Origin of the sequence: Bacillus multifaciens (genome assembly GCF_030756675.1) — a bacterium.
GTDB classification, from domain to species: Bacteria; Bacillota; Bacilli; order Bacillales; family Bacillaceae_G; genus Bacillus_A; species Bacillus_A multifaciens.
This window is the reverse complement of the sequence record NZ_JAVBXD010000006.1, coordinates 1-18799: the sequence shown is the minus strand read 5'-3', so window position 1 is coordinate 18799 and position 18799 is coordinate 1. Positions and strand designations below refer to the sequence as shown.

Genomic DNA, 18799 nt, shown 5'->3' with positions numbered 1-18799 from the left:
TATTCGAAATTACAGATGGTTATAAAACGATATTTGACGATCTTTTACTTCGTCCACGATTTGTTGAACACGTTGTTTATGTTCAAGTTCTTCTTCAGATAGACGAGTCTTTTGAATCGTAATCGTTAAAAAGAATACATGAAATGTCATATTATTTTTAACCCCTTTCAAGTGTATAAAATCATAAGAATATGAAAATCGCACAAAAAAGCCACAGGAAGACAGAGTGCTCCTGCGGCAAGGCATGAAAAAGCCACAGGGAGGCATCCGACCTCCTGTGGCAGAATAATTTAAATCATAGTAAACACGATTTTCAATTCCCCATATGGATGGTCGAATATTTATTTGATTGTGAAACAGGTGCTACGTATACAGTTACTTTCATCATATCATTCGACCTCCTTTGGAAATTTTTTCTTACGTAAGTAAGTATATACAGTTGGGTTCCGTTTGTAAACCCTGAAATTTAAAAATAGGATAAATTTTTTGAATTTTGGTGAAAATATACAGTTTTTAAAAGAGATTTCATAATGAACGACGAATAATTAGTTTGGAGAGGAATAAAATGAATTTATTTATTTCCGGAGGATGAACTCTAGTTAATAAGGGTAACATCAATTTTTAAAAAGTTGGATGGGGGTACAATTAATGTCATGACTTTTCAAACTGATTATCTTTTAAAAACCACAATTAGCACAGTACTATTTCCGTTTACAGCGGGAAATCTGTATATAAGAAAAATGAACGAAACGAAAGAACCTGGAAGTATCGTGAAAGTCGATGGTCGCAGCGTTCATGCTATTATTTCTGGTGAAGAAAATGGAAATGCCACTGTTATTTTAGATGCAGGTTTAAGCGGTAATTGTTTAGCCTGGTGTCTTGTCCAGCCTGAATTATCAAAGTTTACAAGAGTGGTTTCTTTTGACCGGGCTGGATATGGTTGGAGTGATACAAGAAGTGGTTTATCGACTAGTCAAGAAGTAGTGAATGATTTGAAAAGGGCTTTAGACAAAATGGGGATTTCGCCTCCTTATATTTTAGTGGGACATTCATTTGCAGGACTAAATATGCGATTATTTACAAGTCAATATCCAGATGAAGTAGCAGGAATTGTATTGGTTGATGCGGTACATGAAAATCGATACTTGAAAGAGGAAATGAATACAGACAGATCGCAGCAATACGTAAAAAGCTTAAAGCAGATGAGATTAGGATATATCACCTCTACAATTGGTTTGCCGCGTCTATTAAAAATACCGGTAGGAGGAAGAAGTCTTCCGGCGCAAGTTCAAAATCATGTAAAACACGTGGGATATACTCCTCGGGCATATGAAGCGGTTTATAAAGAAATGTTATACAGTGAAGAATCAGCGAACCAAGTAAAACGAGCAGGAAATTTACGTGAAAACATGCCGGTAGTTATCATAAGCTCTAATAATTCAGATCCTATATGGAAAGAACAGCAGCAACTTTTATGTCAACTAACAAACTGTACGAAACACATTCAAACAGAGAATGGTCATTCAATTCAATTAGAGAATCCAGAGGTCGTGATAAACGCTATAAAGGAATTATTATAGTATGAATAGAAAAGTTAGGACGGTTGTTTATACTTAAGACAGAGTATATAAATACAAATTGAAAAACCAACATAAAGACCCTTTCTTTTTTTGGGAGGAGGAGAGCATCTGGCCATGCATAGGAGCGGTTATGTTGTATTCTTCATAGCATCGATGTATATCTCGAGAAATAAAAATGAATTTATTTAGTATAGAATGTGTAAGATGCTCGATGTTTCTATGAAAAAAGAGAAACATTGAGCTTTTTTTCATAGATTTCCCAACTAAAATCACAAAAGGAAAAATATACAAATTATAAGTGAAAAATATGTATAAAAAGAATACACTTATAGAAGGAGGGATGGGGGATGAAGGACTGGAAAGATGATATTGTTAGAATACTTGGAGTATGGTCTTTGCTTGGTGCTTATATCGTTTTAATGATGACGATGCGTTACTCATGGGAGACGGTTTATCAAAGTTTAGCCGTACTAGGGGTACCTCTTCTTGCACTTGGGGGCTATTTTGTAATAAGGAATGTAATGTTTGCAAATGTGTTGTTTATGAGAGGGATGTGTGTAACGATCTATCTAGCTTATGCGTGGTCATGTTGGATGTTTCGAAACATTTACGGTATAGAAAATGAAGAGTTATGGCTTTCAATTAGTTGGTTACTCCCCGTGTTATATTTTTATATAACTGATAAAAAAGCAGAGTGGTATGTGCTTAGCGGCGGAGCATTGTTTTTCTTTTTATCAAATATCGATGAAATAACATGGTTTGCTTTCACGGACAAGTGGCAATCTACTATGATAACTGTTGCTTCAGTTATATGGTACCGATTCGGAAGAGAAATGACAGGACGTTTTGTATTTTATACAACTAGTTTATTAGGATTGTGGACAGTGTACCTTGAACGATTATACGATGGAGGAGAACCAAATTATTTGATAAAAGTAGTGTGTGCAATATTCTTGACAGTTGTATACATTACGGTATTCAAAAAAATAAAAGAAAGAAATTTGTATAAAATAACAACTGGTGCAATTTTAACGGCTTGGTCGTTGTATGCATTGATAGATATAACGAATTTATTTGTAAATTTAACTATGAATATCTCTTATATATTGATGGGACTTGTTGGCTTGTTTGTTGTTATTTCTCAGCAATATCTCACTTGGCAAGAAAAAAAGAATCAAACGAACATAAACCATCGGAAAATAGGAGAGTACGTGCTATATGTTTTCGTAAGCTCAATAGGGAGTATTCTTTTTCTTGCGAGTCTGTACTTTATTTTATGGGAAATAGTAAGGGAAAGCAGCATTATCATGATTATAAGCGCTACACTAAGTGTGCTTGGAATTTTGGGATATAAAAAAATAACAGCAAAATTTTTGCGGATATTTTTATTTGTTTTCGCTATCATGTCAGGAATTACAACACTTGTAACAAGTCACCATTACATATGGGGATTGTTGTATGCTATTTGTATATTTGGATATTGTCTATTTGCAAAGCATAAGGCAGAACAATATAGTTTATGGTGGCTATTGGAAGGAATTATTGTAAGTGAATGTATAAGAGATGAGGAATATACAACAAGTATGAGTTATCTCGTATTCATTCATATCGGATTTTTCATTTTTGCGATTGTACGGAAAAATAAATTTTTATTCAGACATAGTATTGGATTTGGATTGGTATATGCATTTTTCTATTTGTTAGGGAAATACGAAGGAGCTGATTATTGGTTTATTGTAAGTGCACATGGTGGATATATATTACTTCTTGTACTAGGCATTTTGTATGTAAGAGATATTGTAATGAAGCGGATTGGCATTGTAATCTATTTATTTACGAATTTTATTATGTATGAGACAAATTACATTGGAAACTACGGATTGAGCGGGATGTTGTTTCTGGCAGGGATTGTATTGTTATTAACAAATAAGCAGCATAAACAAGAGAACATAATAAAATATAACGGAACCTATAAGAAAAAACATATATGGTTAGTAGGTATACTTTCTGGTTTTATATTACTAGGTACTGTTACACAACAAGAATGGAACTATTCTAACAGTAATATTGTATTGTTAGAATTGGAAAATCCAGTTACAGAATTAGGGGATATGAAAAAAGTATGGTTTTCTTTCAAAATAGAAGCGGAAGCAAATGAAATGATGTTGAATCGTGAAACAAAAAAAGAATCAAAAACAACAGTGTATATAAAATTGAAAAAAGAACAAGAAAAGAATTATCGTCTAGATCAAATAAAGATCGGTGACTACCCGAAAGAAAAAGGAATTTGGATTAAGGGATATATGAATTATGGATATGTTACGATTGGAAGTACACGTGGAGTTCCTGTTAGCCTTGTGAAAGGGGAAGGGAAGTATGCAAAAGTCCAAATTGCGAAGAACGGAAATAGTAGAGTAATCGGAATTCAATAAAATAAAACGATAAGAAGTGATTGAATACGTCAAAAAATCGATTCCTAAATAGGGAATCGATTTTTTTGATCTCTCATATAGAGTAAAATTGTTTGATAATTGTATTGATTTTCATTGAACTAAGTAAGATGTATATGTTAAAATGAAAAAATGACCAATAGAAAATATTATCTTTTATTCAATAATTACCCAATTTAATTTTATCAAAAAACACCTGTGTTTGTCAAACTTTTGGTCAAAATTTTTTTGTCGATAAGGAGTGACAATATGGAGCAGTATGAACAAGAGTGGAAGAGGGAACAAAAACGAATAGAGGAAGTTGTACGGAAAATTAAAGTGCACATAGATAGTCTTCAACAATATGTAAGTAGTGGAAAGAAAGAAGTAGTTCAAATTCGAAAAAACTTTTGGAACGATGTAACAGCTAACTTCGATAATGCTGAAGAGGCCGTTGAAACAGCGGCAAGTATAAAGCAACAAGTAGAGTTGCTAGCTGAAAGAGAACGCAGTCACTATCATGCAGATAAGCAGCTTACAATGTTAAAACGACTGGAGCAATCCCCGTATTTTGGGAGAATTGATTTTTTAGAAGATGGTGAAAGAAGTTCGGATCAAATTTATCTTGGCATTCATTCGTTTTTTGATGAGAGTACAGAACAATTTCTTGTTTATGATTGGAGAGCACCAATATCCAGTTTGTATTATGATTTTCCGTTGGGACCGGCCGTATATAAGGTGCAAAATGAAATGATTACAGGAGAAGTAACTTTAAAGAGACAATTTATCATTCGTTACGGTCAAATGGACAGCATGTTTGATTCAGGGGTAACAATTGGTGATGCATTATTGCAAGAAGTGTTAGGAAAGAATGCAAATACACAAATGAAAAGTATCGTTTCTACGATTCAAAAAGAACAAAATCTAATTATTCGTAATGAAACGAGTCGTCTACTCATTGTACAAGGAGCAGCAGGAAGCGGAAAAACATCGGCTGCATTGCAGCGTGTGGCTTATTTACTATATCGATATCGAGATACATTACATGCAGATCAAATCATTCTTTTTTCTCCTAATCCAATGTTTAATAGTTATATTTCGACTGTTCTTCCTGAATTAGGAGAAGAGAATATGAAACAAACCACATTTCAAGAGTATATAGAGGAGCATATAGAGAAAACGTTTCATGTAGAAGATCCGTTTACGCAAATGGAATATGTACTTTCAGAGAAAGAAGACACAGCATATTTAATACGTATGCAAGGCATTCAATATAAAGCAAGTGCACATTTTGTTAAAGTTGTAGACAGTTATGTGGCATATTTGAAACAAGCTGGAATGATTTTTAAAGACGTGAAATTTCGCAGGAATGTTTTAATATCGAAAGAGGAAATTCTAGAGAAATTTTATTCTTTTCCTGAATCCATGCGGATTCCGAATCGAATGAAATTAATTTCTGAGTGGTTACTGAAAGAATTAAAGAAAAGAGAGCAGTTAGAGCGAAAAGAACTTTGGGTTGAAGAGGAAATACAGCTATTTGATAAAGAAACGTATGCAAAAATCCATAAAAAACTGCAACAAGAGAGACAAAATGATACGAATACATTTGATGATTTTGAACGTGAACAACAAATGTTAGCTGCAATGGTTGTGAAAAAGCATTTTAAACCAATTCGAAAACGGGTGAAACAGTTTCAATTTATTAATATGACCGCTATTTATTTACAGTTATTCACTGATCCGTTGTTTGTAAAACAATTTACAGATCATAATAACTTACCGTCATGCTGGAAAGAAATATGCGAAGAAACAGTTAGGTGTATACGGAATTTTCATATGACTTATGAGGATGCGACGCCTTATTTATATTTAAAAGATCAGCTGGAAGACTTACAACGAAATACATCTGCAATGCATTTATTTATTGATGAAGCACAAGATTATTCTGTTTTTCAATTCACCTTTTTGAAGCGATTATTTCCACATAGTAAAATGACGGTACTTGGTGATTTTAATCAAACGATACATGTACATGCGGCCGAAAATGGATTTTCGCAATTATATGCTTTGTATGGAGAGGAAAAAAGTAAAAAGATTGAACTTACACGTAGTTATCGTTCCACGAAACAAATTATTGAATTCACAAGGCAACTAATATCAGAAGGTAACCGTATTGAACCATTTGAGCGCGAGGGGAGAAAACCTGTTATAACAGCAGTAGAAACAGATGAGGAATTACATCGAAATATTGTAAATCGGATTAAAGATTTGCAAAAAAATAATCATAAAACGATAGCAATTATTTGTAAAACTGCCGAGGAAAGTAAAGCGGCATATAATACATTGCAGCAACATGTACAAATTCACCTTATCGAAAAAGAAACAACTTCGTTTGATCCGGGAGTACTTATCGTACCTTCATATTTAGCAAAAGGTGTAGAGTTTGACGCTGTAATTATTTATAACGCTTCAAATCAACGATATAGAAAAGAAAGTGAACGTAAGCTTTTCTACACGGCTTGTACACGTGCTATGCACGAGTTATATATTTATTTTAAAAATGAATTAAGTCCGTTTTTATCAACGGTCGAGGCGAATACTTATACACAGAATAAATAAATGAAACAGAGGTCACGCTATGAAGCGTGACCTCTGTTTCATTTACATTTTTATATGGTAGCAGAGCAGTTACACTGTATTTGGTTGGATTAAATTTCCGCACAAAACACATAATAATTACGTATGAAATTCCGATGATATAGGATGGTTAAAATGTGGAAAACAATCGTTGCCTATCTCCCCGAATGGAAAGTTTTTGGACAATCCTTTATTGTGTTGTTCATTCCGTATGTGATTTCAAAAATTTTTAGTTGGATCCATACATTAGAGGAAAAATAACGAAATGAATGATTTAATGTATCCATTTTGAAGTCAACTACAATAGGCTAGCTTTATCAACAACCTCTCAGTTTGATAAACATTTACTGTAATGTGATACCAAAGTCGGTGATTACTGGTGAAGTTTCGTATTAGGCGGATATATAATAAGCTTTTTAGAGAAAGAGTGATAAGAATGAGAGAACAGGAGTCAAAAAATCAACAAATGAAAAAAACAGCAAATATGTATGAAAATAAGCAAGGAATTATGTCCGTTCAAAACACCTCTAAAAATTTCACAGGCAATTTTACGGTGGATCTAGAACTTGTAAAGAAAGAAATTAGTGAAAACTCAGATGTACACTTTCGGGAGTTTAACATCGGGCGTACAGGTATTCAAGCGGCAATTATTTTTGTGGAAGGATTGTCAGATAAAGAGCTCATCGAAACACATATTATGAAATCATTAATGATTGATTTTTATGAAGAATATAAACATGACTCAACTTATAAGAAAGGGACGGTTTCAAAAGAATTTATTAAAGAGCAAGTCCTTTCCATAAGTGCAGTAAAAGAAGTTCATGATATAAAGAGTTTGATGTCGAAAGTATTGATAGGTTCAACAGCTCTTTTGGTTGATGGCACAACAGATGTGTTGATTCTCAGTACAACGAAAGGACGAACCCGGAATATAGAAGAGCCTATATCAGAGGTATCAGTTAGAGGTCCGCGGATCGGTTTCACAGAAATTTTAAGTGATAATACCGCTCTGTTACGACGCCATGGTGAAAATGAAGGATTATCATTAATAAAATTCCAAGTGGGAAAGCGAGCAAAAAAAGAACTCGTCGTCGCTTATATGAAAGAGATTGCTGATTCGGAATTGGTAGAAGAAGTGAAGAGAAGAATTCAGAAAATTGATATTGATAATGTACCGGAATCAGGATATGTAGAACAGCTCATCGAAGATAATTATTTTAGTCCTTTTGCACAGGTGCAAAGTACGGAGCGTCCTGATCGAGTCGTTGCTGCATTGATGGAAGGGCGGGTGGCAATTTTATTAGACGGAACGCCTTTTGCGTTAATTGCTCCAGTTACATTTAGTATGATGATGCAATCGCCTGAAGATTATTATGAGCGTTGGATTCCAGGCACACTCATCCGTGTATTACGTTTTGGAGCAGCTATTATTGCTCTTTTTACACCTGCCTTGTATATTTCCTTTATCTCGTTTCATCCTGGATTAATTCCGACTAAGTTAGCCATTTCTATTATAGGAGGACGGATAGGTGTTCCTTTTCCTGCGATTATAGAAGCATTACTTATGGAAGTCGCTATTGAAATTTTACGAGAAGCTGGACTGCGCTTGCCAAAACCAATTGGCTCGGCGATGGGAATCGTTGGCGGACTCATTATTGGACAGGCTGCGGTTGAAGCAGGAATTGTTAGTCCTATTATGGTTATTGTAGTAGCTGCAACGGCAATCTCTTCATTTGCGCTCTCTCATTATAGTACAGCGATTCCTCTTCGCATCCTTCGCTTTGTAGGTATGTTTTGCGCTGCCTTGTTTGGGTTGTATGGACTTATTTTGTTTTTTCTCTTCTTATGTAGTCATTTGGTGAAGCTAAAGAGTTTCGGTGTGCCCTATGTTAGTCCAGCTGTTCCTTATCGATCAAGTGATTGGAAAGACTTTATAGTTCGCGTTCCATTTCAAATGATGAAACGTCGTCCAAAGATGCTGCGTACGAAAGATCCAATACGAAAAGGATAGCTTACTTTGAAAAGGAAGTGACCAGCGATGATTACCAATCCTAAAGATCGAATTGAGACCTCACAAGCAGCTGTTATTATGATCAATTATGTACTTGCAGCAGGTATTCTCACCTTGCCTAGAACAGCTGCCGAGAAAGTGAAAACACCAGATGTATGGATAACTGTTATTTTAGGCGGATTGATTGCAATGGTTACGGGGATAATCATGGTCAAATTAAGTCAACAGTTTCCTGAAAAAACATTTTATCAGTATAGCCAAGATATTGTAGGGAAATGGATAGGCGGGTTACTTAGTCTATGTATTATCATTTACTTTTTTACCCTTTCCTCATTTGAAGTGAGAATACTGGAGGAAGTAACAAGTTTCTTTTTACTGGAAGGAACACCTGGCTGGGCTATTATCATGACATTTATGTGGGTAGGTCTCTATTTGATGATAGGTGGCATCAATCCGATGGCTCGTATGTTTGGGATTATATTTCCGATTACAATCTTTATTTTTTTATTAACTGCCTTTATGAGTATCGGAATATTTGAGACAGATAATCTCCGTCCAGTATTAGGATTAGGTATTATGCCAGTACTAAAAGGGATCAAAACAACAACTCTCGCATATTCAGGTGCCGAAATCATGTTGCTCCTGTTGGTGTTTATGGAGAAGCCGAACAAAGGTGTAAAAGTTGTGCTAGTCGGAACTGTTATTCCTTTAATTTTTTATGTTATTACAGTTGTGATGGTAATTGGAGCTTTTTCTATCGATGGCGTAATAACGAGAACATGGCCAACGTTTGATCTCATGAGAAGTTTTGAAATCCCTGGTTTAATATTTGAACGGTTTGAATCTTTATTACTTGTAATATGGATTATGCAAATCTTTTCAACTTATACAATCTGTTACTATGCTGCTGCTTTTGGATTGGCTCAACTTTTTAAAAAGAATATTCATTCGTTTATGTATGGATTACTACCAGTTGTTTACGTTATTGCTTTAATCCCAAAGAATACTAACGATTTATTTAAACTTGGAGATATGATCGGGAATACTGCTTTGTTTTTATTCGGTGTATTGCCAATTCTTCTCCTCATGATCGTAAGATGGAGGAAGGGAAAGAATGAAACAAAATCTTAATAATATACGATTCCTCCTAGTTTTACCGTTAGTACTTTTCCTTTTTTCTCTTACAGGATGCTGGAGCAGTCATGTAATTGAAGAGCTTGGTTTTGAAGTAGGTTTGGCATTTGATAAGGGCAAGGAGTCGACTGTTGAAAAAGCACTAGAAGAAGAAGACGGAGGATATCCAAAAAAGAACCTTATAACCACTACCTATCAATTTGTTAACCCACAATCATCTGGTGGAGGTGGGAAGGGCGGGGCGTCAGGGCAAAAAGCTTATACGAATGTTTCTGAAACCGGTGATTCTCTCCATCAAATGATTCGAGAAGTTTCATTAAGAAGAGATCGCCCCGTGATTTTCCACCATACAAAAGTGATTGTTATAAGTGCAAATCTTGCGCGTACGTATAGTTTGAAAAAGATACTTGATATTTATCTTCGTGATAATGAGATTCGACCAAGCTGCCTCATGTTAATTAGCAAAGGACGAGCTAGCAATACGTTAGAAATGAAGGAACCAGGAGAAATTCCGGCACTTCGTCTCTATGGAATTGCAGATAATCAATATAGAACATCAAGGATTTTACCTCCTGTTCCTCTTGCTAAATTACCTGGCAAGATGCAATCAGAATCCAGTTTTCTATTGCAAAATGTGGTATCGGCAAAAGGGGAAGTGAAATTTTCGGGAGCTGCTATTATTAAAGGGAAAACAAAAAAACTGCGTGGTTTTTTGTCTGAAAAAGAATTAGAAGGCTTAACATGGATAACGGGTAAAGGGAAAGGTGGTTTAGTGAAAGGTGTTGATAAAGAGACAGGGCAACCTATCATGTATGAGGTGGCGTCTATGAAAAGCACGATCACACCACAAGTTAAAGGAAACAAAATTTCTTTTGATGTAAAAATCGAATCAGAGGGGCAAATATCTGAAAATTGGGTTACTTCAGGGAATTCTTTTAATAATAAATTTCTAACAAGAGCAGAAAAAGCTGTTATACAAGAAGTGAATCGACTAGTAGATCACACATTAAAAAAGATACAAAAAGAATATGAGGTTGACGTTGCTGGCTTTGGAAACAGATTAAGAATTAAGAACCCAAAAGTATGGGAAAAGGTCAAAAAAGATTGGGATAAAACATTTAGTAAAGTTCCAATCAAATATAGCGTAAAAATAAATATTAAAGGTTATGGAGCAAAAGGATCTTAATGAATACTCCCCCACTTACCAAAGCTTGAAGTGGGGGTTTCTAACGTTTCGACCTAACGGACGATTAACGTCAGTGGAGTTAACACACTAGCGAGCTGTTTCACGCCTAACCCCTCTATCCCGTCTGTCCATGCATTCGGGACTACTTTTCGTAAAATATTAGCCGCAGCGTTTACGTCTGCGTTGATTTCGATTCCTTTTGCAGAACGATACATACCACGCTTCATTCGTTTTCCTAAAAAAGTTACATTTTGGTTATTTGTACCATACATTGGAATAAAGTCATGATCTAGAAAACTTGCTTTTGATGTGTAAGACTCCTCGGTTACAACAACTTGAATACCTACCGCATTTGCTTTGTATGTAATCATTTGAATCAATAAACGATGTGAGATATGGCAAAATGTTTGGTTATTTTTCTTTCCCATATCAGTTTCTTGTTTCCAACTTTTGTTTTGACCAATAACGATTTTACAAACTTCCTCTTCTTGAGCTAGTTTTACAATATGATGGCTAGCCTTATGGAAGATGTCTTTTATTTTCAGGTAACGCTTTTGATGAAGTTTTTCTATTCTTTTAGAAGTAAAAGAGCCTTTATTTGTTTGTTTACCTTGCCTTAAAACACTTGTAAAATGGCTCTTCATTTTATTGTAATATTGATTTATGCTTTTGACATGCTTGCCCTTAACAAGTACAGGCTTCATACCTGTGTTTGTTACAATGGTTGCAAGGTTATCAATCCCTAAATCAATACTCATATAACGACCATTCTCTTCAATGGGTTGTTGTTCTGAAGGAACATCTATCACTAACTCTACCACATATCCATTGTATTTTGGGATCACACGAACTTGCTTCAGTTTCCCTTCAGTAAACTCCAATTTCCCAATGTTTAATTGCAATTTTGTCTTTGGAAACTTTAAAAACTTATCATTTTTAATGACACAATCTTGATTGGTATACAAGATTTCCTTTTCAGAAGAACGAATATACTTTGGAATTCTAGGTTTTCCAGTATATTTGTTGGGATTCTTTTTATAATTTTTTAAACTAGCGAAAAAAGACTTCCAATTTTGGAATACATTTTTCATGATGGATTGACTAGATTGCGTAGGCAAAGCACGATAATCTTTCTGCATCATCGCTTTAAATAATGCATCTAGAAAATTATAATCTACATAAGGTTTTTCTGTAGTTGGTTCTGAAAACAAATTACATTTCACTTCTTTTTGTTTTTCTTTTGGCTTTGTTTTCTCTTTTTCCAATTTCTTTTGATAGGCAAGAAGTTGTGTATTATTCATCTTCCCCATGTTTTTATCAATTGTATCCAAAACTTCTTTTTGTAAAAGTTGCAATTCTTTATCTTGTGTCAAACCTGTATACACTTGTCGTATATAAAAGTTTGTCGTGTTGTACATATTTTTAGCGTTTTGGCAAGATTCTTGAAAATAAGAATACATACGATGTCCTTTTTTAATCCAAATCTGAAGAGTTTTATAATTTGTTTGATTTTCCATTGTCATTTTTTCACCTCCTTGTTAAGGATATTATACCAAAACGAGAACGTACGTTTCTGTCTTTTTACTTGAACATAAAATATTTTTTTCGATTCACCTCACCACTTTCATATATGTTTAGAGGTGGGAGTCCTCTCGAAAGGTATGATAGAAGAGAAAAGAACAGAACAGAACAGTGAGTGTAAATGTCACTGTTCTAATTTTTGTAAATCTAAATTGGACTTCAGTGCATGTACACTAATAATTTATCTACACTGACAATGGTTCTCTTATTTACAGTGGCATGGCCTTTCTCAAGGATGAATCCACGCTTATTACGAATAACTTCATAATATAGGTCTAATCGATCGCCAGGCTGAACGGCCCCTAAAAATTCTACTCCTTCTAGTGATGAAAGAAATCCCAACCCATCAGTATTTTCCATGCTGACAAATGTTCCGAGTTGTGCAATTGCTTCAACAATTAACATATGTGGCATCGTCGTTTGCGATTCGGTTATAAACCATTCGTTGCAACTTATATTTTTATAACCCTTTACCGATTTACCGGTATCTATTTCAACGATGCCATCGATCATTAAAAATGGGTACCGGTGCGGCAGTATGCTTTGAATATTAATATTACTCATGCATGACCTCCTTGATTATATATTATTCTGTTGTTAGATAAGAGGGAAGAACAGTGCATGTGGCAGGAAAAGGCTCTGATCGCTTCTATGCACGGCCAGATGCGCTCGTCTCCCCTAAAAGGATTTATCGTTTTTTTAACTTGTATATATAGAAAAGAGAAGAAAAAATGTAATTAATTTTTAATTAAAGCACCTTTATTAGAAAAAATGCCACTATTTTTAATGTTGTTAACTACTTGTATTAATTTTTCTTCATTTTGTACAAGGGCAATGCGAACAAACCCTTCTCCATGTGGACCAAATGCATGACCTGGTGTAACAACGACATTGGCACGATCAATTAATGTATATGCGAACTCTAAAGAAGTATAGCCTTTTGGAATTTCAGCCCATATAAACATACTTCCAGGTGGTTTTTCAACATGCCACCCCGCTTCTGTTAGCCCATTAATAAGTGTATCTCTTCGTTTTTGATAGATTATCCGGTTTGCTGCGCAATATGTAGCACCCTCTTTTAAAGCAACGGTTGCCGCTTTTTGAATGGGAAGAAAGACGCCGTAGTCTGTGTTTGATTTAAATTGCTTGAGCGCTCCGACAATGTCTTTATTTCCAATTATGTAACCGATGCGACTGCCGGCTAAGCTATAACTTTTAGATAATGAGTTAATTTCTACGCCAACGTCTTTTGCTCCAGGAACGGATAGAAAACTAATAGGTTTTTGATTATCATAATAAAATTCAGAGTAAGCAAAGTCGTGAACGACAATAATGTTGTGCTTTTTTGCAAAGACAATCACATCAGTAAAAAATGCTTTTGTTGCCATTGCTGGTACAGGATTACCAGGTAAGTTTAAAATCATCATTTTTGCTTTTTGAGCAACTTCTTTTGGAATCGTATGTAAATCAGGAAGAAAATGATTTTCTTTTTTTAACGGCATAAAATATGGAGTTGCTCCTGCCATTGCAAGTCCTGTTGCATACGCAGTGTATCCTGGATCTGGAACAAGAATTATATCGTCTGAATCAGCAAAAACCATTGGTAAATGAACAAGTCCGTCTTGTGATCCCATTAATAATAAGACCTCATTGTCAACATTTAAAGTTACATGGTGATTCATCTTATAATATTCTGTTACGGCTTCGTGAAATTCTTGTGTACCTGTTAATGTATAACCATAATTATTCTTTTCGTTTGCTGCATTTACAAGTGTGTCTATGACAATATCAGCAGGTGGCATATCTGGGTTTCCAATGCTTAAATCAATAATTTCATGACCTTCTGCAATTTTCTTTTTTTTATATGTTGCTAGTTCACTAAAAATTGAGGATTGAAATGCTTCCATACGATTTGCTAACTTATAATTCATGGATAACGCCTCCTAAAATACTCTTCTTGTTATTAAAACTTGTCCTGTTATTTGTATTGTTACGCTTTTCTGAAAACACGCATAAATTTATTTTACCATTTTTGATGTAGATGTAAAAATAGTGTTGATAATAAAATTTCCTTTACCGTATATTTTTTAATAAAAACAAATACAAAAAACTCAAACTCTTAGTTCACATGTTAGCTGCTATTTTTTATAACTAATTTTTATAAAGGGGGAAATAATAGAAAGTGTATATCAACAAAAGGAGAAATAAAATGAAGAACATTCCTATTGGTGTATCAAATCGACATATTCATGTGACAAAGGAAGATTTAGAAAAGCTTTTTGGAGAAGGTTATGAGTTAACGGTAGCAAAAGAGCTTTCTCAGCCTGGAGAATTCGCAGCAGAAGAAACAGTTACGATCAAAACAGAGAAATCCGAAATTGTGAAAGTACGAATTCTTGGACCAGTTCGCAAATTTACACAGGTCGAGATTTCAAAAACAGATGCTCGTCATCTTGGCATCGATGCCCCGCTGCGCTCATCGGGAAACATTGATGGGACACCTGGTATTACCTTAATTGGTCCAAATGGTGAATTTCAAATTGATAAAGGAGTAATTGTCGCTGAGCGGCACATTCATATGACACCACAAGATGCAACGCAGTTTCAAGTGAGTGAAGGACAATATGTGAGTGTGAAAGTTAAAGGTGATAGAGGGCTGATTTTTAATCAAGTATTAATCCGAGTGAAGGATACGTATGCTTTAGATATGCATATTGATACTGATGAAGCAAACAGTGCAAATATAAAAACAGGAGATTTCGGTAAACTGATTTTATCATAAGAAAAGCCATCTCAAAAATGAGATGGCTCCTACATATTTGGTGTTTGAGAAGTGTTTTTGTTTAATTGTTTTTGCTGCAATATTGAAATGAAAATAATAAACAAAGAAATAACACCAAAGATAAGCACCATATATTGTAATCCAATTGTATCTAAGAAAAAACCCGTTCCGAGTAAGACAATTTGGAACATGACACGGTCAAACATATTACGGAATGAGAATATACGTCCATGGTAGCTTTTATCAATTTTCGTTTGGAAAATGGTTGACATAACGGGAAAGAAGCAACCAACACTAAATCCAAACATACCGAAAGAAACAAGTGTCATCCATTTTATATCACTGAAAAAGAGTGATAAGTGAGAAAAAGCAATACAAATTGAAAAGATATATAGTAATTTATATGGAGAAACGTGCTCTGACAAACGTTTTATGACAAACGCACCAAGCATAAAAGATAAACCTTCGATTGTATAAATAAACCCTTTAATTGTTGTATCATGCTGCATTTCACTAATATTTATAACCATTAAATTAAATCCGCCAATAAATAAAAGTGGAATAATACTTAAAATTAAAGCACGAAACGCGATTGGGATTTCTTTTAGAATGCGAAATACTTCCATGAAACTTGTATTTTGGCGTTTCTTTTCATTAGTTATATTTGTTTTTGTATCTTCAAAGTTTAATAAAAAAGTAGCAAAGAATAATAGTGCATATGTAGCCATTGAAAAAGCATACATATATTTCAGACTCATTACAACGAGTAGGAGACCGCCTAGTGAGGTGCCGACAATTCGAGCGATTGTTGCGATATTCATATGAATTCCATTCATTTGTAATAATTCATGCTCCTGAACAATAAGTGGGATAACAGATTGTAGTGCAGGGAAATAAAAAGCTGCAGAAATTTGAATGGCGATCATAAATAAAATCATAAATGAAATACTTTCGTACTCAATAGCGAAAAACATAAAAATAACGCTTAATACACGGCCTAACCCTGCATATAAAAGAACTTTTTTCTTAGAATATTGGTCAATAAATCTTCCAGCCATGGGCCCAACAAGGACACCAGCTAATAAACCAATAAACATAATAATGGATTTCATAAAGTCAGATGGTACATGCTTTTGCATGAATTCCAAATTACCTAGAATCCCTAGCCATAACCCTATCCCGGCAATAAATTCACCGGTGAGAACGATCCATACATTTTTATTACGCCACATAGGAAAACCTCTCAGTCTTTAATAGTAGTGAAAATCCTATATAAAACCTCCTTTTTTACATTACATCGTATAACTATAAATTTTGAGTCAGAGTATATACTAAGGGTTTAAAAGAAGAATTTCAAATTTTTTGACTTAGAAGATATATGTGTTGTATTTACACCTTCTGTTCATAAGAAAATAAATTGTCATTTCGCCTATTGAATATGGAAATAATATCCTTTATAATTTACCTACCGGTAAGTAAATAAAAAGGAGAGTGTACCTCATGTCATCAAAATACGAACAAATATTAGAAACAGCTTATAAGCTATTTGCCGAAAATGGATTTGAAAAAACTAGTTTATCTATGATTGCAAAAGAAGTGGGGGTGACTAAACCTGCCATTTATTATTACTTTTCTTCAAAGGAAGAATTAATTAAAGAATTGTTTAAAGTAATTGTAAAAGAAATTAATTTCTCTAGATTTTTTTCAATGCACAAATATAACAAAGAAAATTTTGAAACACAGCTTATTCATGATGGGATTCATATGATACAGGTCCAAGAAAAAGACGTTTATTACTCCAAAATATTAAATGAATTTGTTGTGTTGAGCATGCGCGAAGAAAAGTATGAAAACTGGCTACAAGAAGTACTGCAGGAATATTTAGAAGGGTTTACTAGAATTTTACACTTTGGAGTTGAATTAGGAGTTCTAAAAAATGAAAAAATTGAAGCGAAGGCACAATTACTCACTTTAGTTGTCGAAGGGCTAGATAAATATATGGGAAGTGCAATTATTCTCCATGCAGAAGAAATTTGGAGGTTAACTGTAAAGAGTATTTTATAAAGGGGAGTAATACAATGGTTGAAAAATCAAAAAGAGTAACAGGTTTCGATTTCGCTAGAGCACTCGCGATATTCGGAATGGTCATTGTGAATTATAAATTGGCAATGGGAGCCGATGGTAAAGGGGCAGCGTGGATCATTCATTTCACAGGCCTTTTTGAAGGAAGGGCTTCTGCAATATTTGTAATTTTAGCTGGGATTGGAATCTCTCTCATGACTAAAAAAGCACGTGTAACGAAAGACCTTATTCTTATTAAAAAGAATAAACATACAATTTGGAGGAGAGCGTTCTTTCTATTAATTCTAGGAATCTTCTTATATATAATTGGCTGGAATGCTGATATATTACACTATTATGCATTTTATATGTTTCTATCTTCTTTTTATATTGTCGCATCAAACCGTACACTTCTCTATTCTTGCATCGTAATTTTAACTACAGCCCAAATTTCCCAACTAATATTTGATTATACGAAAGGCTGGGATACATCTTTCCATGAATACTCAACATTTTGGACACTAGAAGGTTTTTGGCGTAATCTCTTATTCAATGGATTTCATCCTATTTTTCCTTGGCTATGCTTCTTTCTACTTGGTATGTGGTTAGGAAGGCTAGATTTTACGCAAAATGATATTAGAAAAAAATTATTATGGTATGCCTCTTTTTCATTTATTGTACTAGAAAGCCTTTCGTTTTTTCTTATTAAAACAATAAGTCCCTATATAGAAGAAGACATTGCAATGTATATCTTTTCCACAAAGCCTATGCCTCCAAATGTTTTTTATATTTTATCTAGTTCAAGTTCAGCTGTTATCGTTATCATCTTATGTATATATTTTACAGAAATTTTCACTAAAAATATAATTACAAAATCTCTTATCCTAACAGGACAAATGGCATTAACACATTATATTGGGCACGTACTCTTTTTAGTTGGTTTAGTATTTGTAAATTTGCTGGAAAATCAAACTCTATATATTTCGCTTATGTGTTCTATTCTTTTCTTTGTAAGTGCAATTGTTCTGTCCTATATTTGGCGATCCCGCCTTACAAGGGGACCAATCGAATTACTAATGAGAAAATATACTGATTTATAATTGGGAATATAAGATATTTTCTATTCAAAAATGGATACAAACAGAAATGACATTGTTTGTTGCTAGAAAATCAGCCACTTTAAAACGTTAATTCATACTTGTGAGATTCATAGTATTCGATATACTGGATAGAGTGGAATATATTTATATATATCCAAATTAAAAAAACGACATAAAAACCTCTTTCTTTTTAGGGGAGGACGAGAGCATCTGGCCGTGCATAGAAGTAAAATGTACCCTATAGAGTAGACACTAAAAAAGTCTCTCTCTGTATGGTACATTTTTGTATAATTAAGAA

Annotated in this window: 15 protein-coding genes; 10 read left to right on the top strand and 5 right to left on the bottom strand. The window is 34.2% G+C overall.

Features of this window, described 5'->3' with window-relative positions; all coding sequences use genetic code 11:
• Positions 1 to 9 precede the first annotated feature (9 nt).
• On the bottom strand, positions 10 to 150 hold the full coding sequence (locus Q9306_RS05880; protein ID WP_098917817.1) for a YrzI family small protein: 141 nt from the start codon (positions 148 to 150) through the stop codon (positions 10 to 12).
• Between the two features lie 503 nt (positions 151 to 653).
• On the opposite strand from Q9306_RS05880, the gene Q9306_RS05875 reads away from it, so the two are divergent.
• The 7 genes from Q9306_RS05875 to Q9306_RS05845 all read left to right on the top strand — a co-directional run bounded on the left by Q9306_RS05875 (position 654) and on the right by Q9306_RS05845 (position 10977).
• A complete protein-coding gene (locus Q9306_RS05875; RefSeq protein ID WP_306196247.1) occupies positions 654 to 1580 on the top strand; it encodes an alpha/beta fold hydrolase in 927 nt (308 codons plus the stop codon).
• 347 nt (positions 1581 to 1927) lie between these two features.
• Positions 1928 to 4012, top strand: a complete 2085-nt coding sequence (locus Q9306_RS05870) for a hypothetical protein (protein ID WP_306196245.1) — start codon at positions 1928 to 1930, stop codon at positions 4010 to 4012.
• 267 nt (positions 4013 to 4279) lie between these two features.
• Positions 4280 to 6628: an RNA polymerase recycling motor HelD gene (helD, locus tag Q9306_RS05865; RefSeq protein WP_306196243.1), complete on the top strand. Its 2349-nt coding sequence runs from the start codon at positions 4280 to 4282 to the stop codon at positions 6626 to 6628.
• 153 nt (positions 6629 to 6781) lie between these two features.
• Positions 6782 to 6907 carry a hypothetical protein gene (locus Q9306_RS05860; protein ID WP_306196241.1) on the top strand — a complete coding sequence of 42 codons (126 nt, stop codon included), beginning with the start codon at positions 6782 to 6784 and terminating at the stop codon, positions 6905 to 6907.
• Positions 6908 to 7130: 223 nt separating this feature from the next.
• Positions 7131 to 8657: a spore germination protein gene (locus tag Q9306_RS05855; RefSeq protein WP_371932337.1), complete on the top strand. Its 1527-nt coding sequence runs from the start codon at positions 7131 to 7133 to the stop codon at positions 8655 to 8657.
• A 27-nt stretch (positions 8658 to 8684) separates the two neighbouring features.
• Positions 8685 to 9788 (top strand): spore germination protein, encoded by a 1104-nt coding sequence (locus Q9306_RS05850; protein ID WP_306196237.1) that lies wholly within the window; start codon positions 8685 to 8687, stop codon positions 9786 to 9788.
• Positions 9772 to 10977: a Ger(x)C family spore germination protein gene (locus tag Q9306_RS05845; protein ID WP_306196236.1), complete on the top strand. Its 1206-nt coding sequence runs from the start codon at positions 9772 to 9774 to the stop codon at positions 10975 to 10977. The genes Q9306_RS05850 and Q9306_RS05845 overlap by 17 nt, the downstream gene beginning before the upstream one ends.
• A 53-nt stretch (positions 10978 to 11030) precedes the next feature.
• Here Q9306_RS05845 and Q9306_RS05840 read toward each other — a convergent pair whose 3' ends face one another.
• From Q9306_RS05840 to Q9306_RS05830, 3 genes are all read right to left on the bottom strand, one after another.
• Complete coding sequence (locus Q9306_RS05840; RefSeq protein ID WP_306196234.1) at positions 11031 to 12500, bottom strand: RNA-guided endonuclease InsQ/TnpB family protein; 1470 nt, start codon at positions 12498 to 12500, stop codon at positions 11031 to 11033.
• Positions 12501 to 12717: 217 nt separating this feature from the next.
• Positions 12718 to 13122: a 3-hydroxyacyl-ACP dehydratase FabZ family protein gene (locus Q9306_RS05835; protein ID WP_306196232.1), complete on the bottom strand. Its 405-nt coding sequence runs from the start codon at positions 13120 to 13122 to the stop codon at positions 12718 to 12720.
• A 173-nt stretch (positions 13123 to 13295) separates the two neighbouring features.
• Positions 13296 to 14489 carry an LL-diaminopimelate aminotransferase gene (locus tag Q9306_RS05830; RefSeq protein ID WP_306196230.1) on the bottom strand — a complete coding sequence of 398 codons (1194 nt, stop codon included), beginning with the start codon at positions 14487 to 14489 and terminating at the stop codon, positions 13296 to 13298.
• A gap of 278 nt (positions 14490 to 14767) precedes the next feature.
• On the opposite strand from Q9306_RS05830, the gene pduL reads away from it, so the two are divergent.
• Complete coding sequence (pduL, locus tag Q9306_RS05825; RefSeq protein ID WP_306196229.1) at positions 14768 to 15340, top strand: phosphate propanoyltransferase; 573 nt, start codon at positions 14768 to 14770, stop codon at positions 15338 to 15340.
• 29 nt (positions 15341 to 15369) lie between these two features.
• Here pduL and Q9306_RS05820 read toward each other — a convergent pair whose 3' ends face one another.
• Complete coding sequence (locus Q9306_RS05820; RefSeq protein ID WP_306196227.1) at positions 15370 to 16572, bottom strand: MFS transporter; 1203 nt, start codon at positions 16570 to 16572, stop codon at positions 15370 to 15372.
• 268 nt (positions 16573 to 16840) lie between these two features.
• On the opposite strand from Q9306_RS05820, the gene Q9306_RS05815 reads away from it, so the two are divergent.
• Both Q9306_RS05815 and Q9306_RS05810 read left to right on the top strand, forming a co-directional pair.
• Entirely contained in the window at positions 16841 to 17404 is a 564-nt protein-coding gene (locus Q9306_RS05815; protein ID WP_306196225.1) for a TetR/AcrR family transcriptional regulator, read from the top strand.
• Positions 17405 to 17418: 14 nt separating this feature from the next.
• A complete protein-coding gene (locus Q9306_RS05810) occupies positions 17419 to 18501 on the top strand; it encodes a DUF418 domain-containing protein (RefSeq protein WP_306196223.1) in 1083 nt (360 codons plus the stop codon).
• Positions 18502 to 18799: the final 298 nt, after the last annotated feature.

What these genes read in the sequence shown, in the direction of transcription:
- Q9306_RS05855 (WP_371932337.1), top strand. Translation starts at nt 7,131, where the DNA reads ATGTATGAAAATAAGCAAGGAATTATGTCCGTTCAAAACACCTCTAAA.
- Q9306_RS05820 (WP_306196227.1), bottom strand. Translation starts at nt 16,572, where the DNA reads ATGTGGCGTAATAAAAATGTATGGATCGTTCTCACCGGTGAATTTATT.
- Q9306_RS05810 (WP_306196223.1), top strand. Translation starts at nt 17,419, where the DNA reads ATGGTTGAAAAATCAAAAAGAGTAACAGGTTTCGATTTCGCTAGAGCA.
- Q9306_RS05830 (WP_306196230.1), bottom strand. Translation starts at nt 14,489, where the DNA reads ATGAATTATAAGTTAGCAAATCGTATGGAAGCATTTCAATCCTCAATT.
- Q9306_RS05815 (WP_306196225.1), top strand. Translation starts at nt 16,841, where the DNA reads ATGTCATCAAAATACGAACAAATATTAGAAACAGCTTATAAGCTATTT.
- Q9306_RS05850 (WP_306196237.1), top strand. Translation starts at nt 8,685, where the DNA reads ATGATTACCAATCCTAAAGATCGAATTGAGACCTCACAAGCAGCTGTT.
- Q9306_RS05845 (WP_306196236.1), top strand. Translation starts at nt 9,772, where the DNA reads ATGAAACAAAATCTTAATAATATACGATTCCTCCTAGTTTTACCGTTA.
- Q9306_RS05840 (WP_306196234.1), bottom strand. Translation starts at nt 12,500, where the DNA reads ATGACAATGGAAAATCAAACAAATTATAAAACTCTTCAGATTTGGATT.
- helD (WP_306196243.1), top strand. Translation starts at nt 4,280, where the DNA reads ATGGAGCAGTATGAACAAGAGTGGAAGAGGGAACAAAAACGAATAGAG.
- pduL (WP_306196229.1), top strand. Translation starts at nt 14,768, where the DNA reads ATGAAGAACATTCCTATTGGTGTATCAAATCGACATATTCATGTGACA.
- Q9306_RS05880 (WP_098917817.1), bottom strand. Translation starts at nt 150, where the DNA reads ATGACATTTCATGTATTCTTTTTAACGATTACGATTCAAAAGACTCGT.
- Q9306_RS05860 (WP_306196241.1), top strand. Translation starts at nt 6,782, where the DNA reads ATGTGGAAAACAATCGTTGCCTATCTCCCCGAATGGAAAGTTTTTGGA.
- Q9306_RS05835 (WP_306196232.1), bottom strand. Translation starts at nt 13,122, where the DNA reads ATGAGTAATATTAATATTCAAAGCATACTGCCGCACCGGTACCCATTT.
- Q9306_RS05875 (WP_306196247.1), top strand. Translation starts at nt 654, where the DNA reads ATGACTTTTCAAACTGATTATCTTTTAAAAACCACAATTAGCACAGTA.
- Q9306_RS05870 (WP_306196245.1), top strand. Translation starts at nt 1,928, where the DNA reads ATGAAGGACTGGAAAGATGATATTGTTAGAATACTTGGAGTATGGTCT.